This window comes from Mesorhizobium sp. 113-3-3 (assembly GCF_016756495.1).
In the GTDB taxonomy this organism is placed as follows: Bacteria; Pseudomonadota; Alphaproteobacteria; order Rhizobiales; family Rhizobiaceae; genus Mesorhizobium.
In genome coordinates, this window is sequence record NZ_AP023243.1 from 876,660 (window position 1) to 891,836 (window position 15,177).

Annotated in this window: 18 protein-coding genes and 1 pseudogene; 11 read left to right on the top strand and 8 right to left on the bottom strand. The window is 64.9% G+C overall.

All coding sequences use genetic code 11. The features are described from left to right. Positions 1-7: 7 nt before the first annotated feature. A complete protein-coding gene (locus JG746_RS04080) occupies positions 8-682 on the bottom strand; it encodes an ArsR/SmtB family transcription factor (RefSeq protein ID WP_202357005.1) in 675 nt (224 codons plus the stop codon). A 173-nt stretch (positions 683-855) separates the two neighbouring features. Between JG746_RS04080 and JG746_RS04085 the strand changes: the two genes are divergently transcribed. Together JG746_RS04085 and JG746_RS04090 are read left to right on the top strand one after the other, a co-directional pair. Further along, the gene (locus tag JG746_RS04085) at positions 856-1,188 is read left to right on the top strand and encodes an NIPSNAP family protein (RefSeq protein WP_202357006.1); all 333 of its coding nucleotides are present in this window, start codon (positions 856-858) and stop codon (positions 1,186-1,188) included. Then, positions 1,185-1,529, top strand: coding sequence for an antibiotic biosynthesis monooxygenase family protein (locus JG746_RS04090; RefSeq protein WP_202357007.1), 345 nt, complete (start codon positions 1,185-1,187; stop codon positions 1,527-1,529). The genes JG746_RS04085 and JG746_RS04090 overlap by 4 nt, the downstream gene beginning before the upstream one ends. Before the next feature lie 147 nt (positions 1,530-1,676). Here JG746_RS04090 and mbfA read toward each other — a convergent pair whose 3' ends face one another. After that, positions 1,677-2,660: an iron exporter MbfA gene (gene mbfA / locus JG746_RS04095; protein ID WP_202357008.1), complete on the bottom strand. Its 984-nt coding sequence runs from the start codon at positions 2,658-2,660 to the stop codon at positions 1,677-1,679. 175 nt (positions 2,661-2,835) lie between these two features. Between mbfA and JG746_RS04100 the strand changes: the two genes are divergently transcribed. Next, a complete protein-coding gene (locus tag JG746_RS04100) occupies positions 2,836-3,156 on the top strand; it encodes a hypothetical protein (RefSeq protein WP_202357009.1) in 321 nt (106 codons plus the stop codon). Between the two features lie 339 nt (positions 3,157-3,495). Continuing rightward, entirely contained in the window at positions 3,496-4,479 is a 984-nt protein-coding gene (locus tag JG746_RS04105; protein WP_202357010.1) for a threonine/serine dehydratase, read from the top strand. Positions 4,480-4,541: 62 nt separating this feature from the next. Here JG746_RS04105 and JG746_RS04110 read toward each other — a convergent pair whose 3' ends face one another. From JG746_RS04110 to JG746_RS04125, 4 genes are read right to left on the bottom strand one after another with little or no spacing between them, the layout of a single operon-like run. Then, a complete protein-coding gene (locus tag JG746_RS04110) occupies positions 4,542-5,678 on the bottom strand; it encodes an ABC transporter permease (RefSeq protein ID WP_202357011.1) in 1,137 nt (378 codons plus the stop codon). After that, the gene (locus JG746_RS04115) at positions 5,675-6,595 is read right to left on the bottom strand and encodes an ABC transporter ATP-binding protein (RefSeq protein ID WP_202357012.1); all 921 of its coding nucleotides are present in this window, start codon (positions 6,593-6,595) and stop codon (positions 5,675-5,677) included. The genes JG746_RS04110 and JG746_RS04115 overlap by 4 nt, the downstream gene beginning before the upstream one ends. Then, positions 6,592-7,545, bottom strand: a complete 954-nt coding sequence (locus JG746_RS04120) for an HlyD family secretion protein (RefSeq protein WP_202357013.1) — start codon at positions 7,543-7,545, stop codon at positions 6,592-6,594. Before JG746_RS04120 ends, JG746_RS04115 begins: the two co-directional genes overlap by 4 nt. After that, on the bottom strand, positions 7,542-8,267 hold the full coding sequence (locus JG746_RS04125) for a DUF1956 domain-containing protein (protein WP_202357014.1): 726 nt from the start codon (positions 8,265-8,267) through the stop codon (positions 7,542-7,544). The genes JG746_RS04120 and JG746_RS04125 overlap by 4 nt, the downstream gene beginning before the upstream one ends. Before the next feature lie 90 nt (positions 8,268-8,357). Here JG746_RS04125 and JG746_RS04130 point away from each other — a divergent pair, with 90 nt between their 5' ends. The 4 genes and pseudogenes from JG746_RS04130 to JG746_RS04145 all read left to right on the top strand — a co-directional run bounded on the left by JG746_RS04130 (position 8,358) and on the right by JG746_RS04145 (position 11,335). Next, a complete protein-coding gene (locus tag JG746_RS04130) occupies positions 8,358-8,831 on the top strand; it encodes a CYTH domain-containing protein (RefSeq protein ID WP_202357015.1) in 474 nt (157 codons plus the stop codon). Next, a pseudogene (locus JG746_RS04135) lies at positions 8,828-9,765 on the top strand (CHAD domain-containing protein). Before JG746_RS04130 ends, JG746_RS04135 begins: the two are co-directional and overlap by 4 nt. Before the next feature lie 112 nt (positions 9,766-9,877). Beyond that, a complete protein-coding gene (locus JG746_RS04140) occupies positions 9,878-10,678 on the top strand; it encodes a lipo-like protein (protein WP_202357016.1) in 801 nt (266 codons plus the stop codon). 261 nt (positions 10,679-10,939) lie between these two features. Then, positions 10,940-11,335: a peptidase inhibitor family I36 protein gene (locus JG746_RS04145; RefSeq protein ID WP_244730664.1), complete on the top strand. Its 396-nt coding sequence runs from the start codon at positions 10,940-10,942 to the stop codon at positions 11,333-11,335. Between the two features lie 7 nt (positions 11,336-11,342). Here the strand turns inward: JG746_RS04145 and JG746_RS04150 are convergent, their stop codons facing one another. Next, on the bottom strand, positions 11,343-12,146 hold the full coding sequence (locus JG746_RS04150; protein WP_202357017.1) for a helix-turn-helix domain-containing protein: 804 nt from the start codon (positions 12,144-12,146) through the stop codon (positions 11,343-11,345). 114 nt (positions 12,147-12,260) lie between these two features. Between JG746_RS04150 and JG746_RS04155 the strand changes: the two genes are divergently transcribed. From JG746_RS04155 to JG746_RS04165, 3 genes are all read left to right on the top strand, one after another. Then, the gene (locus tag JG746_RS04155) at positions 12,261-13,121 is read left to right on the top strand and encodes an SMP-30/gluconolactonase/LRE family protein (RefSeq protein WP_202357018.1); all 861 of its coding nucleotides are present in this window, start codon (positions 12,261-12,263) and stop codon (positions 13,119-13,121) included. A 95-nt stretch (positions 13,122-13,216) separates the two neighbouring features. Continuing rightward, positions 13,217-13,597, top strand: a complete 381-nt coding sequence (locus JG746_RS04160) for a nuclear transport factor 2 family protein (protein ID WP_202357019.1) — start codon at positions 13,217-13,219, stop codon at positions 13,595-13,597. Next, positions 13,576-14,202: a DNA-3-methyladenine glycosylase gene (locus JG746_RS04165; RefSeq protein WP_202357020.1), complete on the top strand. Its 627-nt coding sequence runs from the start codon at positions 13,576-13,578 to the stop codon at positions 14,200-14,202. The genes JG746_RS04160 and JG746_RS04165 overlap by 22 nt, the downstream gene beginning before the upstream one ends. 30 nt (positions 14,203-14,232) lie before the next feature. On the opposite strand, the gene JG746_RS04170 is transcribed toward JG746_RS04165, so the two are convergent. Continuing rightward, positions 14,233-15,123: a LysR family transcriptional regulator gene (locus JG746_RS04170; protein ID WP_202357021.1), complete on the bottom strand. Its 891-nt coding sequence runs from the start codon at positions 15,121-15,123 to the stop codon at positions 14,233-14,235. Positions 15,124-15,177 lie beyond the last annotated feature (54 nt).

The following is a 15,177-nucleotide window of genomic DNA, read 5'->3' on the forward strand; positions in this document are numbered from 1 at the left end:
GCCCCGCTCAAGCCAAAAACACTCTCTCAAACGCCTGTTTGCCCGCCGGCGAAAAAATCACCGCGCGGCTGTCCTTCTCGCGGCGCGCCCATTTCTCGGCGAGGATCTTGTCGAGGATGGCGGCGCCCAGCGTGCCGGCGAGGTGCGAGCGGCGCACGCTCCAGTCGAGGCAGGCGCGGCAGACCGGGCGACGCGGCCTGGCGTCGACGTCGATGCCGATGGCGGAAAAATGCGATGCCGCCGACGGGCCGAGCCTGATCTCCCTGTCGTCACGCAGCAATATCTCCTTCTCGACCAGACGGTCGAGCATGGCCACGGCCTGCTCGCCGGCGAGGTGGTCGTAGCAGACGCGGGCCACGCGCATGGCGCCGTCGCGCGGACCCGGCCGCACGCGCTTAGGGCCAACAGCTTCCGCGACACCGGTGATGGCCTCGATCATGCCCGCCACCTGCGGGCCGGCGAGGCCGTAGTAGCGATGGCGACCCTGGCTGGCCAAAGTCAGCAGCCCGCCCTCCATCAATTTCGACAGATGCGAGGAGGCGGTGGGCAGCGACACGCCGGCCTCCAGCGCCAGTTCGCTCGCCGTCAGCGCCGTGCCGCCCATCAGCGCGTTCAGCATGTTGGCGCGCGCCGGGTCGCCGACCAGGCTGGCGATACGGGCAATGTCGGGTCCTTCACGCATAGTTCGATCCTTGTCGAAGCATCCCTGTGAGATAAGCACTAATCTGGTGTCAGCTCAAGGAGCCGGCGACGCAAGCGACGATGGCTCCTGACACGAAACTGCCTAGCACATCGACGCGCATGACGTTTCGACCGCGCTCGAAGCGTCGATGCAGGAACCCAGAGGAGACGACCATGCCCATCACCTGCTTCATCCGCTATGAGATCGACCCGTTCGGCAAGGCCGCCTTCGAGGAATATGCCCGCAACTGGGGCCAGGCCATTCCGCGCTGCGGCGCCGATCTGATCGGCTACTATGCCCCGCACGAAGGCTCGGCGACGACAGCCTACGCCGCCTACAACATCGAGAGCCTGGCGGCCTATGAAGCCTATCGGGCCCGGCTTGCCGCCGATCCCGCCGGCAAGGCAAACTATGAGTTCGCCAAGCGAGAACGATTCATCCTCAAGGAGGACCGCATGTTCCTGAAACACGTCTCCGGGCCGCACGCCAAGCTGGTGCTGCCGTGATCGCCGTCATCTTCGAGGTCGAACCGGCGGAAGGCAAACGCGATGCCTATCTCGGCATCGCCGCCAATCTGCGTCCCTTGCTCGACGGCATTGACGGCTTCATCTCGATCGAGCGCTTCCAGAGCCTGGCCGACCCGAAACGCATCCTGTCGCTGTCGTTCTGGCGCGACGAGGAAGCGGTGAAGGCCTGGCGCAACACCGAAGAGCACCGGCAGGCGCAGCAGGCCGGCCGGGGCGGTATCTTTGCCGGCTACCGACTGCGCATCGCGCATGTGGTGCGCGATTACGGGCTGACGCAACGGGACGAGGCGCCGGCGGACAGCCGGGCGGTGAATGGGTAGGCCGTGCAGGCCCCCTCACCCAGCCTCCGCTTCGCTCGGCTGACCTCTCCCCGAGGGGAGAGGAGATCACCGGCGCTGGAGCCAATCTCTTCTCCCCAGTGGGGAGAAGGTGGCCGCAAAGCGGCCGGATGAGGGGGAGTCCGGCCCTCAGGCATTCCCGATCAGCACGCCCGCGGCGAACACCAGCGCGCCGCCCAGAACCACCTGGAAGGCGGCGCGCAGGAACGGGGTCTGCATGTAGCGGTTCTGGACGAAGGCGATGGCCCACAGTTCGAAGAACACCACGACCGCCGCCACCGCCGTCGCCGTCCAGAAGCTCGGGATGAGATAGGGCAGCGCGTGGCCGAGACCGCCGAGCGTCGTCATGATGCCGACGGTCAGGCCGCGCTTGACCGGTGAGCCGCGGCCCGACAATTTGCCGTCGTCGGACGCGACTTCGGTGAAGCCCATCGAAATGCCGGCACCGATCGAGGCGGCAAGGCCGACCAGCAGCGTCTGCCAGGTGTCGTGTGTGGCAAAGGCGGCGGCGAAGATCGGCGCCAGCGTCGACACCGAACCGTCCATCAATCCGGCAAGGCCCGGCTGGACATAGGTGAGGATGAACTGGCGCTGTTCGGCGGTGGCCTCTTCGTCCTTGACGTCGCCCGGAACATGCTTCTGCTCCAGTTGGTGCGCCGAGTTCTCGTGCCCCTGCTCGGCCGCCGCCAGGTCGCCGAGCAGTTTGCGGGTCGAGGCATCCGTGGTGCGCTTGGCCGCTTCGACATAGAAACGGTAGGCCTGCTGCTCCATCGCCTCGGCCTGGCGGCGGACATGCTCGATGCCGAGCGGCCTCACCAGCCAATCGGGCTTGCGTTCATAATAGCCCCTCACATGTTCGCGCCGGATCAGCGGAATGCGCTCGCCGAAGCGCTTGCGGAAGAGCTCGATGAGGGAGTCGCGATGGCCGTCCTCTTCCTCGGCCATCGCCTCGAACACCTTTGCCGATTGCGGAAAGCTTTCCGCCAGCCCGTCGGCATAGGCGCGGTAGATGCGCCCGTCATCTTCCTCGGATGAAATGGCCAGCGCCAGGATCTCCTGCTCGGAGAGCGATTCGAAGGGGCGGCGGCCGAAGCCGAAAACACGGGAAAGCATGAGGAAATCACCCTAGTTTAGAATTGTTCTAAACTAGGGTTTGGCGTGCTCCGGGTCAATCGCGCTGAGGGTCACGGGTTCAAGAATTGTTGAAGAGTGCAAGCGGCTCCACCTCTTCATTATTGATGAAGATTAACCTATATAGCTGAACCTAACACAAGAGTGAGGATCCCGCATGACGAAACCGCACCCCCAGCATTTCGACCCGAAACCCGTCCTCGATCTCATCGCCAGCATCGAGGCCGATCTGCAGCGGCTGAAGGGCCTGGTCGAGCAGCAGATCGAAAAATTCGACCCCGCCAACCCGCACAACAAGGCCCCGGACGGCAAGCTGACCGAGGAAGGGGTCGAGTGCTGCTACCGCCTGTTCGACGAAGGCAAGTCGCGCTATTCGGTGGCCCAGCAGATGAAGATCTCGTTCGCCGCCGCGACGCACCGCTTCAACAATTGGCGCAAGCTTGGCGGGACGAAGAGGCAGCGGACGCTGCTTGGCTAGGCCTGGGCTAAACGGCCTGGCGGACAGGAGGCGGCCAACTGGCGATCTCAGCGCCGCCTCTCATTGCCCTCCCGGGCATTTCTCCCCCGTAAGCGGGGAGAAAGAAGCTGTTTCAGCGCCGCCACCTCTTCTGCCACGCTCACTCGCTGGCGAAACCGCCGACAACATCGCTCCTCTTCCCGTCGCTATACGGGGCGAGGATGCCGGCAGGCAAGGTGAGGGGCAGCGCTGCCGTTGGCAGTGACTCACCAACATTGTCACGGTCACATTTTTTCAATGGTACGCCGCGTGTCTTTGCGGGCATCATGAGAAGAGAATGCCTCTTCCACTGGACCTCGCATGACCGCCACCACCCCTCCCGGCATCGCCGACATCCACGCCGCCGCGGCCCGCCTCTCCGGCCTGATCGTCGAAACCCCGCTGCTCGAATCGGCGGAGCTGAACAAGCGCTTCGGCGGGCGCATCCTGTTCAAGCCGGAGACGCTGCAGCGCACCGGCTCGTTCAAGTTCCGCGGCGCCTACAACAAGCTGTCGTCGCTGAGCGAGGAAGAGCGCAGCCGTGGCGTCGTCGCCTTCTCCTCGGGCAATCATGCGCAAGGAGTCGCCGCTTCCGCCGCCATGTTCGGCGTCAAGGCGGTCATCGCCATGCCGGCGGATGCGCCGGCGATGAAGATCGGCAATGTCCGCAAGATGGGCGCGGAGGTGGTGCCGTTCGACCGCTTTCGCGATGACCGCATGACCGTGGTTCGCCGCTATACCGACAAGGGCATGGTGCTGGTGCCGCCGTTCGACGATCCGGCCATCATTGCCGGGCAAGGTACGATCGGCCTTGAACTGATGCGGCAGGCCAGGGCGCTTGGCGTCGACCTCGACGCTGTCGTCATACCCTGCGGGGGCGGCGGCCTGTCGAGCGGGATTTCGGTCGCGGTCAAGGATGCCTCGCCAGACACCGCGGTCTGGGCGGTCGAGCCCGAGCATTTCGACGACACGCGCCGCTCGCTCGTCGCCGGCGCCCGGGTTTCGAACGAACCGGGTTACAGCTCGATCTGCGACGCGATCCTGACCGCCGAGCCGGGCGCCATCACCTTCGAGATCAACCGCAAGAACCTCGCCGGCGCCATCGCCGTCTCCGACAAGGCGACGGCGCAGGCGATGCGCGACGCCATGGCCTATCTCAAGCTGGTGGTCGAGCCGGGCGGATGCGTGGCGCTGGCTGCGCTGTCTTCGGGCGAGATCGAGCTGTCCGGCAAATGCATCGCCGTGGTGCTGTCCGGCGGCAATGTCGATTTCGGCACCTATGCCGAAATCATGGCGGCCGCCTGATCGCTGTCCCGCCCAATCCTGTCGGCTGAAGGTCGCATCACCAGCAGCCTCCTTGCGCGTGGTCAGTCCAGCGTGCGCCTGAACCGCAAAAGCGCGGTGCCTGCGAACACCAGCACGAACACGGCCAGCCAGCCGATCTCGGTGGCGATGGCGTGGAAGTCGGCGCCCTTCAGCATGACCGCGCGGGTGATGCGCAGGAAATGCGTCAGCGGGAAGATTTCGCCCAGCGTCTGGGCCCAGCCCGGCATGCCGCGATAGGGGAACATGAAGCCGGACAAGAGCAGCGACGGCAGGAAGAAAAAGAAGGTGAGCTGCATGGCCTGCATCTGCGAGCGGGCCATGGTCGAGATGGTGTAGCCGAGCAGCACCAGCGACAGCACGAAGACAAGCACCGACGACAACAGCAGCGTCAGGCTGCCGACGAACGGGATGTCGAACAACAGCTTGGCCGCCACCAGCACCACCGCCACCTGGACCGCGCCGACGACAAGGAAGGGCAGCACCTTGCCCAGCATGATCTCGGCCGGGCTGGACGGCATGGCGAGCAGGTTCTCCATCGTGCCGCGCTCGGTTTCGCGGGTCAGCGCCATGGCCGTCATCATCACCATGGTCATCTGCAGGATGACGCCGAGCAGGCCGGGCACGATGTTGTATTGCGAAATGCCTTCGGGATTGTAGCGATGGTGCACCACCACCTGCAGCTGCTGCCTGGCATTCTCGGCGGCCGCCGCCTGCATGCCTTGCGCGCGCAGCAGCGCCTGGCTCGCCACCGTGCTCAGCGTGGAAATCGCGCCGCTCGCCGCCGACGGATCGGTCGCGTCGGCCTCGATCAGGATCTGCGGATTGTCGCCGCGCTCGACGCGCCTGGCGAAGTCGGCCGGGATGGTGACTACGAAGGAAACGTCGCCGCGCGCCATCAGGAACTCCGCCTCTTCGGCGCTTTCGGTGACATGGTCGAAATGATAGTAGCCCGTCACCTGCAGCGCCGAGACCATGGCGCGCGTATACTGGTCGTTGCTCATCGCCACCAGCGCCGTCGGCAAGCCCTTGGGATCGTTGTTGATGGCGAAGCCGAACAGGACCAGCTGCAGCAGCGGCACGCCGAGCATCATGGCGAAGGTGATGCGGTCGCGCCGCATCTGGATGAATTCCTTGATCAGCAGCGCGCCAAGCCGGGCAAAGGAGAAGACGCCGTTCATGCCATGTTGTCCTTCGACCCCGACATGAACTGGATGAAGACATCCTCCAGGCTGGTTTCGCCCGGCGCCACCGTCACGCCCTTGTGCTCCTTCTCGACACCGGCAAGGGCCGCTTCGAGCTTCTTCCTGTCGGACCCCACGACATGCAGCGTGGCGCCGAACGGCGCCACCTGGTCGACGCCAGGGCGGCCCTGCAGCTCTTGCGCCACCTTGGCCAGCAGCGGCCCCTGGACCACGAAGGTCGTCAGCCCGGCATTCCTGACCACCTCGTCGACGGTGCCGGTGGCCAGCATCTTGCCGTAGGAGATGTAGCTGATGCGGTGGCAGCGCTCGGCCTCGTCCATGTAGTGGGTCGAGACCAGCACGGTCAGCCCGCCGCTGGCGAGGCGATGGATCTCGTCCCAGAATTCGCGCCGCGCCTTGGGGTCGACGCCGGCCGTCGGCTCGTCGAGCAAAAGCAGCTTCGGCTTGTGCATGATGCAGGCGGCGAGCGCCAGCCGCTGCTTCCAGCCGCCGGACAGCGTACCGGCCAGCTGGTTGCGGCGTGACGTAAGGCCGAGTTCGTCCAGCGTCTTTGCGCAATAGTCTTCGACCGGCTTCAGCTGGTAGAGCCGCGCCACGAATTGAAGATTCTCGCCGATGGTCAGGTCCTCGTAGAACGAGAATTTCTGCGTCATGTAGCCGACTTCACGCTTGATCCTGAGCGATTCCGTGCGGATGTTGAAACCCAGCACCGTGCCCTCGCCCTCGTCCGGCGTCAGCAGCCCGCACATGATGCGGATGGTGGTGGTCTTGCCCGAGCCGTTGGGGCCGAGGAAGCCGACGATCTCGCCCTCGGCGACCGACATCGTCACATGGTCGACGACGGTCTTGTCGCCGAAGCGCTTGACCAGGCCATGAACGTCGATGGCGTTCATTTTGCCGTTTCCGCGAGATCGACGTCGACGATCTGGCCGGGCTGCAGCGGGCCGGCATCGCCTTCCGGCCGTGCCTCGACGAGATAGACCAGCTTCTGCCGGTTCTCGAGCGAATAGATCACCGGAGGGGTGAATTCGGGATCGGGCGAGACATAGCTCACGCGCGCCCTCACGTTCGGGCCGCAGCCGTCGCAATGAACGCTGAGCAGGCTGCCGATCCGGACCGAGGCGAAGGCGGCTTCCGGTATGTAGACGCTGAGCTTCACCGCGCCGTCCGGCAGCATAGAGATGACCGGCGCGGTCGGGCCGGCGGTGTCGCCTGGATTGCGGATGACGTCGTTGACGCGGCCGGGTGAGGGTGCCGCAAGCACCCGTTTTGACAATCGCCACTGCGCCTGCTCGAGCGTCGACTGAGCCTGCTTGACCTGATTGTCGGCGGCCTTGATCGTCTCGGGCCGCGCCGGCAGGCCGCCGACGGCGAGATTGGCCTCGGCCTGGCCGACCTGGGCGTTGGCGGTCTCCAGCGTCGCCGAGGCGGTGTCATAGTCCGCCTGCGTGCCGGCGCCTCGCTTGAACAGATCGGCGGCGCGGTCGTATTTGCGCTTGGCGTCGGCCGCCTGGGCTCTCGCCATGTCGACCTCGGCCTTGAGCACGGCGATCTCTTCCGGCCGCTTGCCGACCTGCAGGTCGGCAAGCTGCGCCTGAGCCTGCGCAAGACCGGCTTCGGCTTGCGCCACCGCGATCCTGGCGTCGGCGCTTTCCAGCGTCACCACGGGCGTGCCCGGCGTGACGCGATCCCCGCGCTTGACGGTGACCGTATCGACCTGTGCCACCTCGATGGGCGCCAGCAGCACATAGTCGCCCTCGACATAGCCGACGGCGAGTGGCGCGGCGGGGGCACAGGCCCCGAAGAGCTGGGCGGCAAGCGGCAAGGAGCAGAGGAAACTCATTTTTTTGATCCCATTTTGGGTTTTGATCCCATTCGGGCGGCCAGGATGGCGCTGAGATTGTCCGTCGTGACCGCCACGACCTTGGCGGCCTCGGCGGCGCCGATGTCGTGCCAGCCCATGCGGCGCTTCACCGCCTCGCGGCCGATGCGGAAATAGACGACTTGGCCGACCAGCGTGAACACGGTGAGCCGGGTCCGCTCGCTTTCGGCCGGCTCGCCGGTCGCCTGCTCCCAGAGATGGCACAGCCGGCGATGCGTCGGCTCGAACACACCGTTATAGATGCGGTCGAGCGCAGCGGTGGGCTGCTGCAGTTCGCGCAGCAAGAACTGCACGATTTCGCCGGCGTGCGGCTGCACCACGACAAAGCCGACGATTCCCTCTATTGCGGCGAAAAGCTGCGCGCGCGCCGCCTCCGCATCCCTGGCCGGCGCGGCCTGGCCACTGCCTGGCGCCTGGCTGCCGGCGCCCAGTGCCTGGCCGGCAACCGCCTGGATGGTCTCGACGATATAGTCGGCGGCGGCGGCGCGGAGGCCTTCCTTGCCGCCGAAATGATAGGCGATCGAGCCGATATTGGCCTGCGCCTCGGCGGCGATCTCACGGGTCGAGGTGCCGTCGAAACCCTGCCGGCCGAACAGTTTCAGCGCCGCCTGCACGAGTGCGGCACGGGTCAGCTCCGGAGAGGTCTCGCGGCGTGGATTTTTCGCGTCGGGCAATCTGGTCATGGCAGGTCTTTAATCAATCGATTGATTAAAGTCAACTTGTGTTCGGAGTCGTCTTGCCATCGCCCGCGCCAGACGCTTTAGTGCGCGGCCATGGGCAAGGAAGTCGAGCGCAAGTTCCTGGTCTCCAGCACCGTATGGCGGGAGCTGGCCGAGTCGAATATCCGCATTCTCCAGTTCTATCTCGCCACGGCGCCGGGGCGAACCGTCCGCATCCGCATCAGCGACGGCGCTTCCGCCAAGCTGACGCTCAAATTCGGCAGCGGCGTGCGCGAGCGCGACGAGTTCGAATATCCGATACCACTGGCGGATGCCCGGGAGATGCTGGACTTCGCCATCGGACGTGTCATCGAGAAGACACGTCACCATGTTAGGCATCGCGGCTATCTCTATGAAGTCGATGTCTTCGGCGGCGCACTCGCGGGACTTGTGGTGGCCGAACTCGAGACTCCGGAAGATGTGCCGGACGAAATGCTGCCTGACTGGCTCGGCCGTGAAGTGACCGGCGAGCAGAAATTCTACAACGCGTCGCTCGCCCTCGGGGGGATACCGGAGATCGCCGCATGAGCTTTCGCATCGACCCGCGCCTGCCGCTGACCGGCGAGGTCCGGCGCATCCTTGCCGAGGAAATCGGCAAGGCGCTGCAGCATCTGGATGCGGCACGCAGCCGGCCGGAACAGGGACTGCACAAATGCCGCAAGCGACTGAAGAGCGTTCGCGCCTTGCTGCGCCTGGTTCATTCCGGTGACGAAACATTCTGTACGACAGAGAACCAATGCTATCGCAACGTGGCGGCGCTGCTTGCCGGACCGCGCGAGGCGACGGCGCTGATCGAGACCGTCGACCGTCTGGCGGCGGCTTTTGCCAAGGAGAGCGCCGATGGCGGGCTGGATGCCGTGCGCGACAGGCTGATCGCGCGTCAGCACGATCTGCATGAGGGCGCCGGCCTCGAAGCGACGATCGGCGCGGCGACCGCCGCCTGCGAAGACGGCATGAAGCGGATCGAAAGCCTTGCCTTGCCCGACCAGCCGGAACAGGCGGCCGACGTGCTTGCCGCGCCCGTGTCACCTTGCGGCGCGCCAAAAAGGCGCTCGACAGGGCCGGCGCGCGCGGTGAAGCCAATGATTTCCACGATCTGCGCAAGGCGGCCAAGACGCATGGCATGCACCTGTCGCTGCTGGGCAGGCTGTGGCCGACGCCGATCAAGGCGCGGCGCAAGGCCGTCGATGAGTTGGGCGAGCGGCTTGGCGAACTGCACGACCTGTTCGTCATGCGCGCGCTGCTCGAGGCCGACGGCGAGCCTCTGGGGCCGCGTGAGGACACGAAGCTTCTCGGCAAGCTCTTGAAACGCTCGGAGAAGAGCCTGAGGAAATCCTGTCTTGCCGAAGCAGCCGAGCTGTTCGGCGACAGCCCCAAGCGCTCGACACGCAAACTGGCCCGCAAGGCGCGCGACGACCTGGCCAGCCCGCCGCATGACGAGACGAGTGCTTCCGCCGGCTGACCAGGCGCCGGCGCGCTGGCCCTTCCCCGCTGGCCCGTGCTTTATCTCAACGCAATTCCGGACGGAAAAACCGCTCACACTTTTCGTGGAATTGCTTTAGTCACACTCCACCATGACCGAGCCCGGCGACACGCTTCTGGACCGACTTGGCCGCTGGCTCGCCGGCCGGCTGCAGGAAGAATCCTCCGGCTATGAGCCCTACACGCCGTCGGACGCCGAGACGCTGCGCCGCACGCTGGAGCCCGGCGACATCCTGCTGGTCGAGGGCAACCAGAAGATTTCGGCGGCGATCAAGTACCTCACCCAGTCGACCTGGTCGCATGCGGCCTTCTATGTCGGCGACGCGCTGGCCGAACCGGAGGACGGAACCGAGCGGCGGCGGCTGGTCGAGGTGACGCTCGGCGAAGGCTGCGTGGCGGTGCCCCTGTCGCGCTATCGCACCTACAACACCCGCATCTGCCGGGCGAGCGGGCTGACCCCGGAGGACCGCGATCATGTCGTCGCCTTCATGATCGGCAAGCTTGGCCTGAAGTACGACCTCAAGAACATTTTCGACATGCTGCGCTATTTCCTGCCGACACCGCCGGTGCCGGTGCGCTGGCGCCGCCGCATGCTGGCCTTCGGCTCCGGCGACCCGACGCGCGCCATCTGCTCCTCGCTCATCGCCGAGGCCTATGGCCAGATCCACTACCCGATCCTGCCCGAGATCACCCATGCGCCGGGCCGCGCTTCGGCGCAGTCGAGCTATATGCGCAAGGAAATCCTGCACATCCGCCACCACTCGCTCTACACGCCGCGCGACTTCGACCTGTCGCCGTTCTTCCGCATCGTCAAGCCGACGCTGGAATATGGTTTCGACTACCGGCAGATGGTCTGGGACGACAAGGCCGCCGAGACGAAGGCCGCCGAGTAGCGGCCGCCTGCCTCGAAACCCGCCCATCAGCCGATTCCAGGCGCCAGGCGGCCGGAAGATGAAATTCCCGTTTGTTGCTTAAGCAGAGCTGCTGTAATCTTGTCACCGTCCAGTCGCATGGACGGATCGTTCGACAGCATCACTTACACTGCAACGTCATATACTGATCTGAATTGCCGATCGACCTGGGCTTGTTACCGATGGCGGCTTTTTCGTGCGGCAATTCTCGCATCTTCCTAAATCGCCAAGCAGGAGAGGGATATGAAACAGGCGAAATTGCGAATCCTCATTGCGGGTATTACGGTCGGCCTCATGGTGAGCGCGGCCAATGCCGCGAACCGGACATGCACGATCTACTCGGATCGCGACTACGGCGGCTCTCATTGGACGCTGGGGCATCGCGATGACATGAAGATGGTGAACCCGCCCGAATTCGGCATCTCGGACGGCATTCATCGCTTCATCTACGAACCCTCCTGGAACGACAAGGTGTCGTCGTTCAAGGTCGGACGCGGCTGCACCATCACGCTGTGGGAACATGTCGAGCGCGGCGGACATCACTTTCGATCCGGAAGGAGCTATTCCTATGTCGGTAGCGGCTGGAACGACAGGGCAAGCGAGGCGGAATGCGATTGCGGCGGCGGCGCGAACTATTGACCAATTGCTAAGCCGGCAATGGTCGTAGCTTTTTCGCCTGGGGCGGCTGATCCTTCATCGGCGCCCCGGCATCGCGCGGGTGCGGGCCGATCGGCATGATCGCGGGGAACGGCGTCGCGCCGAAGGCAAACGTGAATTTGTAGCCGGTGAGCCCGTCCTCGGGCGTCGTGTGCTGGTCGTGATGGGCGAGCAGCTTGGCGCGCTCGGCCAGTTCCTCGGCCTCGCGCCGCACCATCTCCGCCGTCTGCGGCCGCATCCGCCTGGAGAAGCTGACGAAGGTCGCCTCCTTGTCGATATGGGTGATGGCCCAGCCGATGAAATTCTTGTTGGTCATCTCGAACAGCGGCCGTAGCGGCCCTTCGAAATTCCACTGGATCGGCGTCTCGACCAGCAATCTTGCCGAAAGACCCCGGCCGAGCGCGATCAGGCCGAGTTCCTCGAGGTCGCGCAGATAGAGGAACATCGAGGCCTCGCTCAGCCCTTGCGAGCGCATGATGCCTTCCGGCGTGAATTTTTCCGACAGCATGACGAAGATGAACAGCAGCGCCGGCCGGCCGGCGAGCCGGCGCTCGATCTCGGGCGCGATGTGGTTGGCCGGCCCCGGCCCGCGGTTCATCGAGCCCAGCACGTTTTCCAGTTCGACGCCGGCGGCCGCGCAGATCTCCACCAGCCGGTCGAGCTTGCAGTTCTTCTCGTGAAAGATGCGCTTCACCGTCGGCTCGGAAACGCCCATGCGTTCGGCAAGCTCGCGATAGGTGACGCCCTTGGCCTTCAGCGTCCGCTTCAGCGCCTCGAAGATCAGACCGTTCATGGCATGCACCCTCTTGCCGGCAATTTCGTATCGATATTTGATACTAGCGGCAATCAGACTTCCGGAAAAGTATCGAAAATCCTAGCTCTCGCCTGTCATCACAGGAGAACAGCCATGAACCACCTCATCCTCTCAGCCTTCGCCGCTACCATCAGCATGGCGGCCGCGCCCGCCGCCCAGGCCGGCGAGCTCTGGCGCGCCACGGGCCTCGAACAGCCGGAATCGGCGCTGTTCGACGCCGCCAACAATCGCATCATCGTCTCCAACATCGTAGGCGATCCCGGCGCCGCCGACGGCAACGGTTATCTCTCGGTGCTGTCGCTGGACGGCAAGACCGTGACCCAGCACTGGACCGACGGCATGGACGCGCCCAAGGGCATGGCGATATCGGGCGGCAAGCTCTATGTGGCCGACATCACCAAGGTCCGCGTCGTCGATCTGGCCAGCGGCAGGCTGATCGCCAGCATCGCGGTGCCGAATGCCGTCTTCCTCAACGACATGACCTCGGACCACACCGGCAAGGTCTATGTCAGCGACATGCTGGCCGACACGATCTACCGCATCGACGGCGACCGGCCGGAGCTGTTCGTCAAGGACGCACTGCTTGCCTCGCCCAACGGCGTCTTCGCCGATGGCGACAGGCTGATCGTCGGCTCCTGGGGCAAGGGCATCAAGCCCGACTTCAGCACGGCGGAGCCAGGCGGGCTACTGGCCGTCGATCTCGCTAGCAAGGCGATTTCGCCGCTGCCCGGCGCTCAGACATTCGCCGATCTCGACGGCGTCATCGTCATCGGCGACACCATCTACGCCACCGCCTACATGACCGGCACGCTCTATCGCTACAAAACCGGCGGCGCGCCGGAAGCGATAACGCATTTCAAGCCGGGCAGCGCCGACATCGGCACCGACGGCAAGTCGATCCTTTACGTGCCGCTGATGAACGAAGGCGAGGTCGCGGCGCTGAAGCTCGATTGAGAGCGCTCCTGGGGCCGATCCGCACTCCTCGCTAACAGCCGTGGATGGACCGTGCTACGACGATCCATCCACGGCGATAGCCAAGGAGGTTTGACATGGACGATGGGGAAATCCCTGCGGCTCTGGATCGCCACTGGGCGGCTTCCGATGCCGGCGACTTCGAGGCCGAGCATGAGATCTACCGGGACGATGCGGTGCTCGACTATCCGCAGTCGGGCGAGCGCATCCGCGGGCGGCGCAACATCCAGTCGTCCCGCGCCGCGCAGCCGAACCGCAAGCGTTTTGCGGTGCGGCGGATCACCGGCGCCGAGAATCTGTGGGTCACCGAATATGTCCTGACCTATGACGGGCGGCCCTCCTTCACCGTCAGCATCATGGAGTTCGTCGGCGGCAAGGTGGCCCGCGAGACGCAGTATTTCAGCGAGCCGTTCGACCCCGGACCGTCGCGGGCGCAATGGGTCGAACGGATACCGTGAGCCACAGCAACGATCATATGCCGCTCAGTCGCTCGGAGCTGCCCGACGATACAGTCGCCCTCGCCCGCTTCCTGATCGGCAAGCTGGTGGTGCGGGCGTTGCCCGAGGGCATGGTCAGCGGCCGCATCGTCGAGACCGAGGCCTATGTCGTCGGCGACGCCGCCGGGCATGGTTTCAGGGGGATGACCCCGCGCAACCGTTCGCTGTTCCTCGAGCGCGGCCACGCCTATGTCTATCTCGCCTATGGTACCTCCATGATGCTCAACGTCTCGAGCGAGGCGGAAGGCGTTGGAACCGGGGTGCTGATCCGGGCGCTGGAGCCGCTTGAAGGCATCGAAATCATGCGGCGCAATCGCGGCGTCGAGCGCTTGCGCGACCTGGCGCGCGGGCCGGGACGGCTGGCTACGGCGCTGCGCATCGATCGTTCGCTCGATGGGCTCGATCTCTGCCGGAGAGGGCCTTTGTGGCTCGCAAGGGATGACCTTGAACCAGGCAAGATCGGGCAGAGCATCAGGATCGGCATCACCAAGGACGCCGACCGGATGCTGCGGTTCTATGTCAGGGGCAGCCCGTTCGTCAGCGGTCCGAGATCGCTTCGGGAATAAAAGACCCGCCACAGTCGCAGCGCGACGCGCTCAGACCGCGATTTGCAGCGTCCCGTAACGCCTTACCTCGACCTCGATCTCCCTGACCAACGTCTCGAGCGCGGGGTTCCTGGGCGCGCGTGCGCGCCGGATGACATAGGCCAAGTCCGGAGGTTTGGGGAATTTGCCGTCGACGATCTCCATGTCGGGCTGCAGGTGGCGCTGGCTCAAGAGGGCGACGCCGAGCCCGGCGGTCACGCCGGCAATGATTCCTGCCGCGCTGGAGCATTCGAACACGGTTTCCAACACCGTATCCTCATCCTGCCCGACATCGATGCCCCAGCGCCGGTAAAAGCAATTTTCGTCGAAGGACAGAAACGGGACCGGCTTGCCGGTCGCCAGAACCAGATCGCGCGATTTCACCCAATGCAGCGTCTCGCGAAACAGCAGGACGTCGGCCGGGCGGACCTCGTGCTGGAAAACCTGGATGATGGCGGCATCGAGGGCTCCCTGGCTGACCAGATCCTGCAAGACGAGGCTCATGCGCACCTGCGTGCGCACGCTCACGTCTGGGTAGAGCCGGCGGAAACGGCCAAGAATGCGCGACAGGTCCGTACAGGTCGTATCCTCGGTCATTCCCAGCGCGATCTTGCCTTGCAAAGTGCTTTTCGACAGGCTGAGCACCGCCTCGTCATGGATGCCCAGAATGCGCCTGGCATAGCCCAGCAGATCCTGCCCGGCCGTGGTGAACATCGGCGCGTTGGCCTTCCGGGTAAGGATTTCGCAGTCGAGGCTCGTTTCCAGTCGCTTGATCTTATGGCTGACGGCCGACTGCGACAGGCCGAGTACTTCGGCCGCGCGCGTCACACCGCCATGCTTCTCGATCGCGACCAGTGCGCGCAAGGCGTCGACATCCAGGCGGCGGCTGATCACTCCGGCCATGACAATCCTCGCTCGAAACCAACCAGATGCGCCAATTTCTGATCCCCTCATGCC

Coding starts and splice junctions, on each gene's coding strand:
- JG746_RS04080 (WP_202357005.1), bottom strand. CDS start 682: ATGCGTGAAGGACCCGACATTGCCCGTATCGCCAGCCTGGTCGGCGAC.
- JG746_RS04085 (WP_202357006.1), top strand. CDS start 856: ATGCCCATCACCTGCTTCATCCGCTATGAGATCGACCCGTTCGGCAAG.
- mbfA (WP_202357008.1), bottom strand. CDS start 2,660: ATGCTTTCCCGTGTTTTCGGCTTCGGCCGCCGCCCCTTCGAATCGCTC.
- JG746_RS04100 (WP_202357009.1), top strand. CDS start 2,836: ATGACGAAACCGCACCCCCAGCATTTCGACCCGAAACCCGTCCTCGAT.
- JG746_RS04105 (WP_202357010.1), top strand. CDS start 3,496: ATGACCGCCACCACCCCTCCCGGCATCGCCGACATCCACGCCGCCGCG.
- JG746_RS04110 (WP_202357011.1), bottom strand. CDS start 5,678: ATGAACGGCGTCTTCTCCTTTGCCCGGCTTGGCGCGCTGCTGATCAAG.
- JG746_RS04115 (WP_202357012.1), bottom strand. CDS start 6,595: ATGAACGCCATCGACGTTCATGGCCTGGTCAAGCGCTTCGGCGACAAG.
- JG746_RS04120 (WP_202357013.1), bottom strand. CDS start 7,545: ATGAGTTTCCTCTGCTCCTTGCCGCTTGCCGCCCAGCTCTTCGGGGCC.
- JG746_RS04125 (WP_202357014.1), bottom strand. CDS start 8,267: ATGACCAGATTGCCCGACGCGAAAAATCCACGCCGCGAGACCTCTCCG.
- JG746_RS04130 (WP_202357015.1), top strand. CDS start 8,358: ATGGGCAAGGAAGTCGAGCGCAAGTTCCTGGTCTCCAGCACCGTATGG.
- JG746_RS04140 (WP_202357016.1), top strand. CDS start 9,878: ATGACCGAGCCCGGCGACACGCTTCTGGACCGACTTGGCCGCTGGCTC.
- JG746_RS04145 (WP_244730664.1), top strand. CDS start 10,940: ATGAAACAGGCGAAATTGCGAATCCTCATTGCGGGTATTACGGTCGGC.
- JG746_RS04150 (WP_202357017.1), bottom strand. CDS start 12,146: ATGAACGGTCTGATCTTCGAGGCGCTGAAGCGGACGCTGAAGGCCAAG.
- JG746_RS04155 (WP_202357018.1), top strand. CDS start 12,261: ATGAACCACCTCATCCTCTCAGCCTTCGCCGCTACCATCAGCATGGCG.
- JG746_RS04160 (WP_202357019.1), top strand. CDS start 13,217: ATGGACGATGGGGAAATCCCTGCGGCTCTGGATCGCCACTGGGCGGCT.
- JG746_RS04165 (WP_202357020.1), top strand. CDS start 13,576: ATGGGTCGAACGGATACCGTGAGCCACAGCAACGATCATATGCCGCTC.
- JG746_RS04170 (WP_202357021.1), bottom strand. CDS start 15,123: ATGGCCGGAGTGATCAGCCGCCGCCTGGATGTCGACGCCTTGCGCGCA.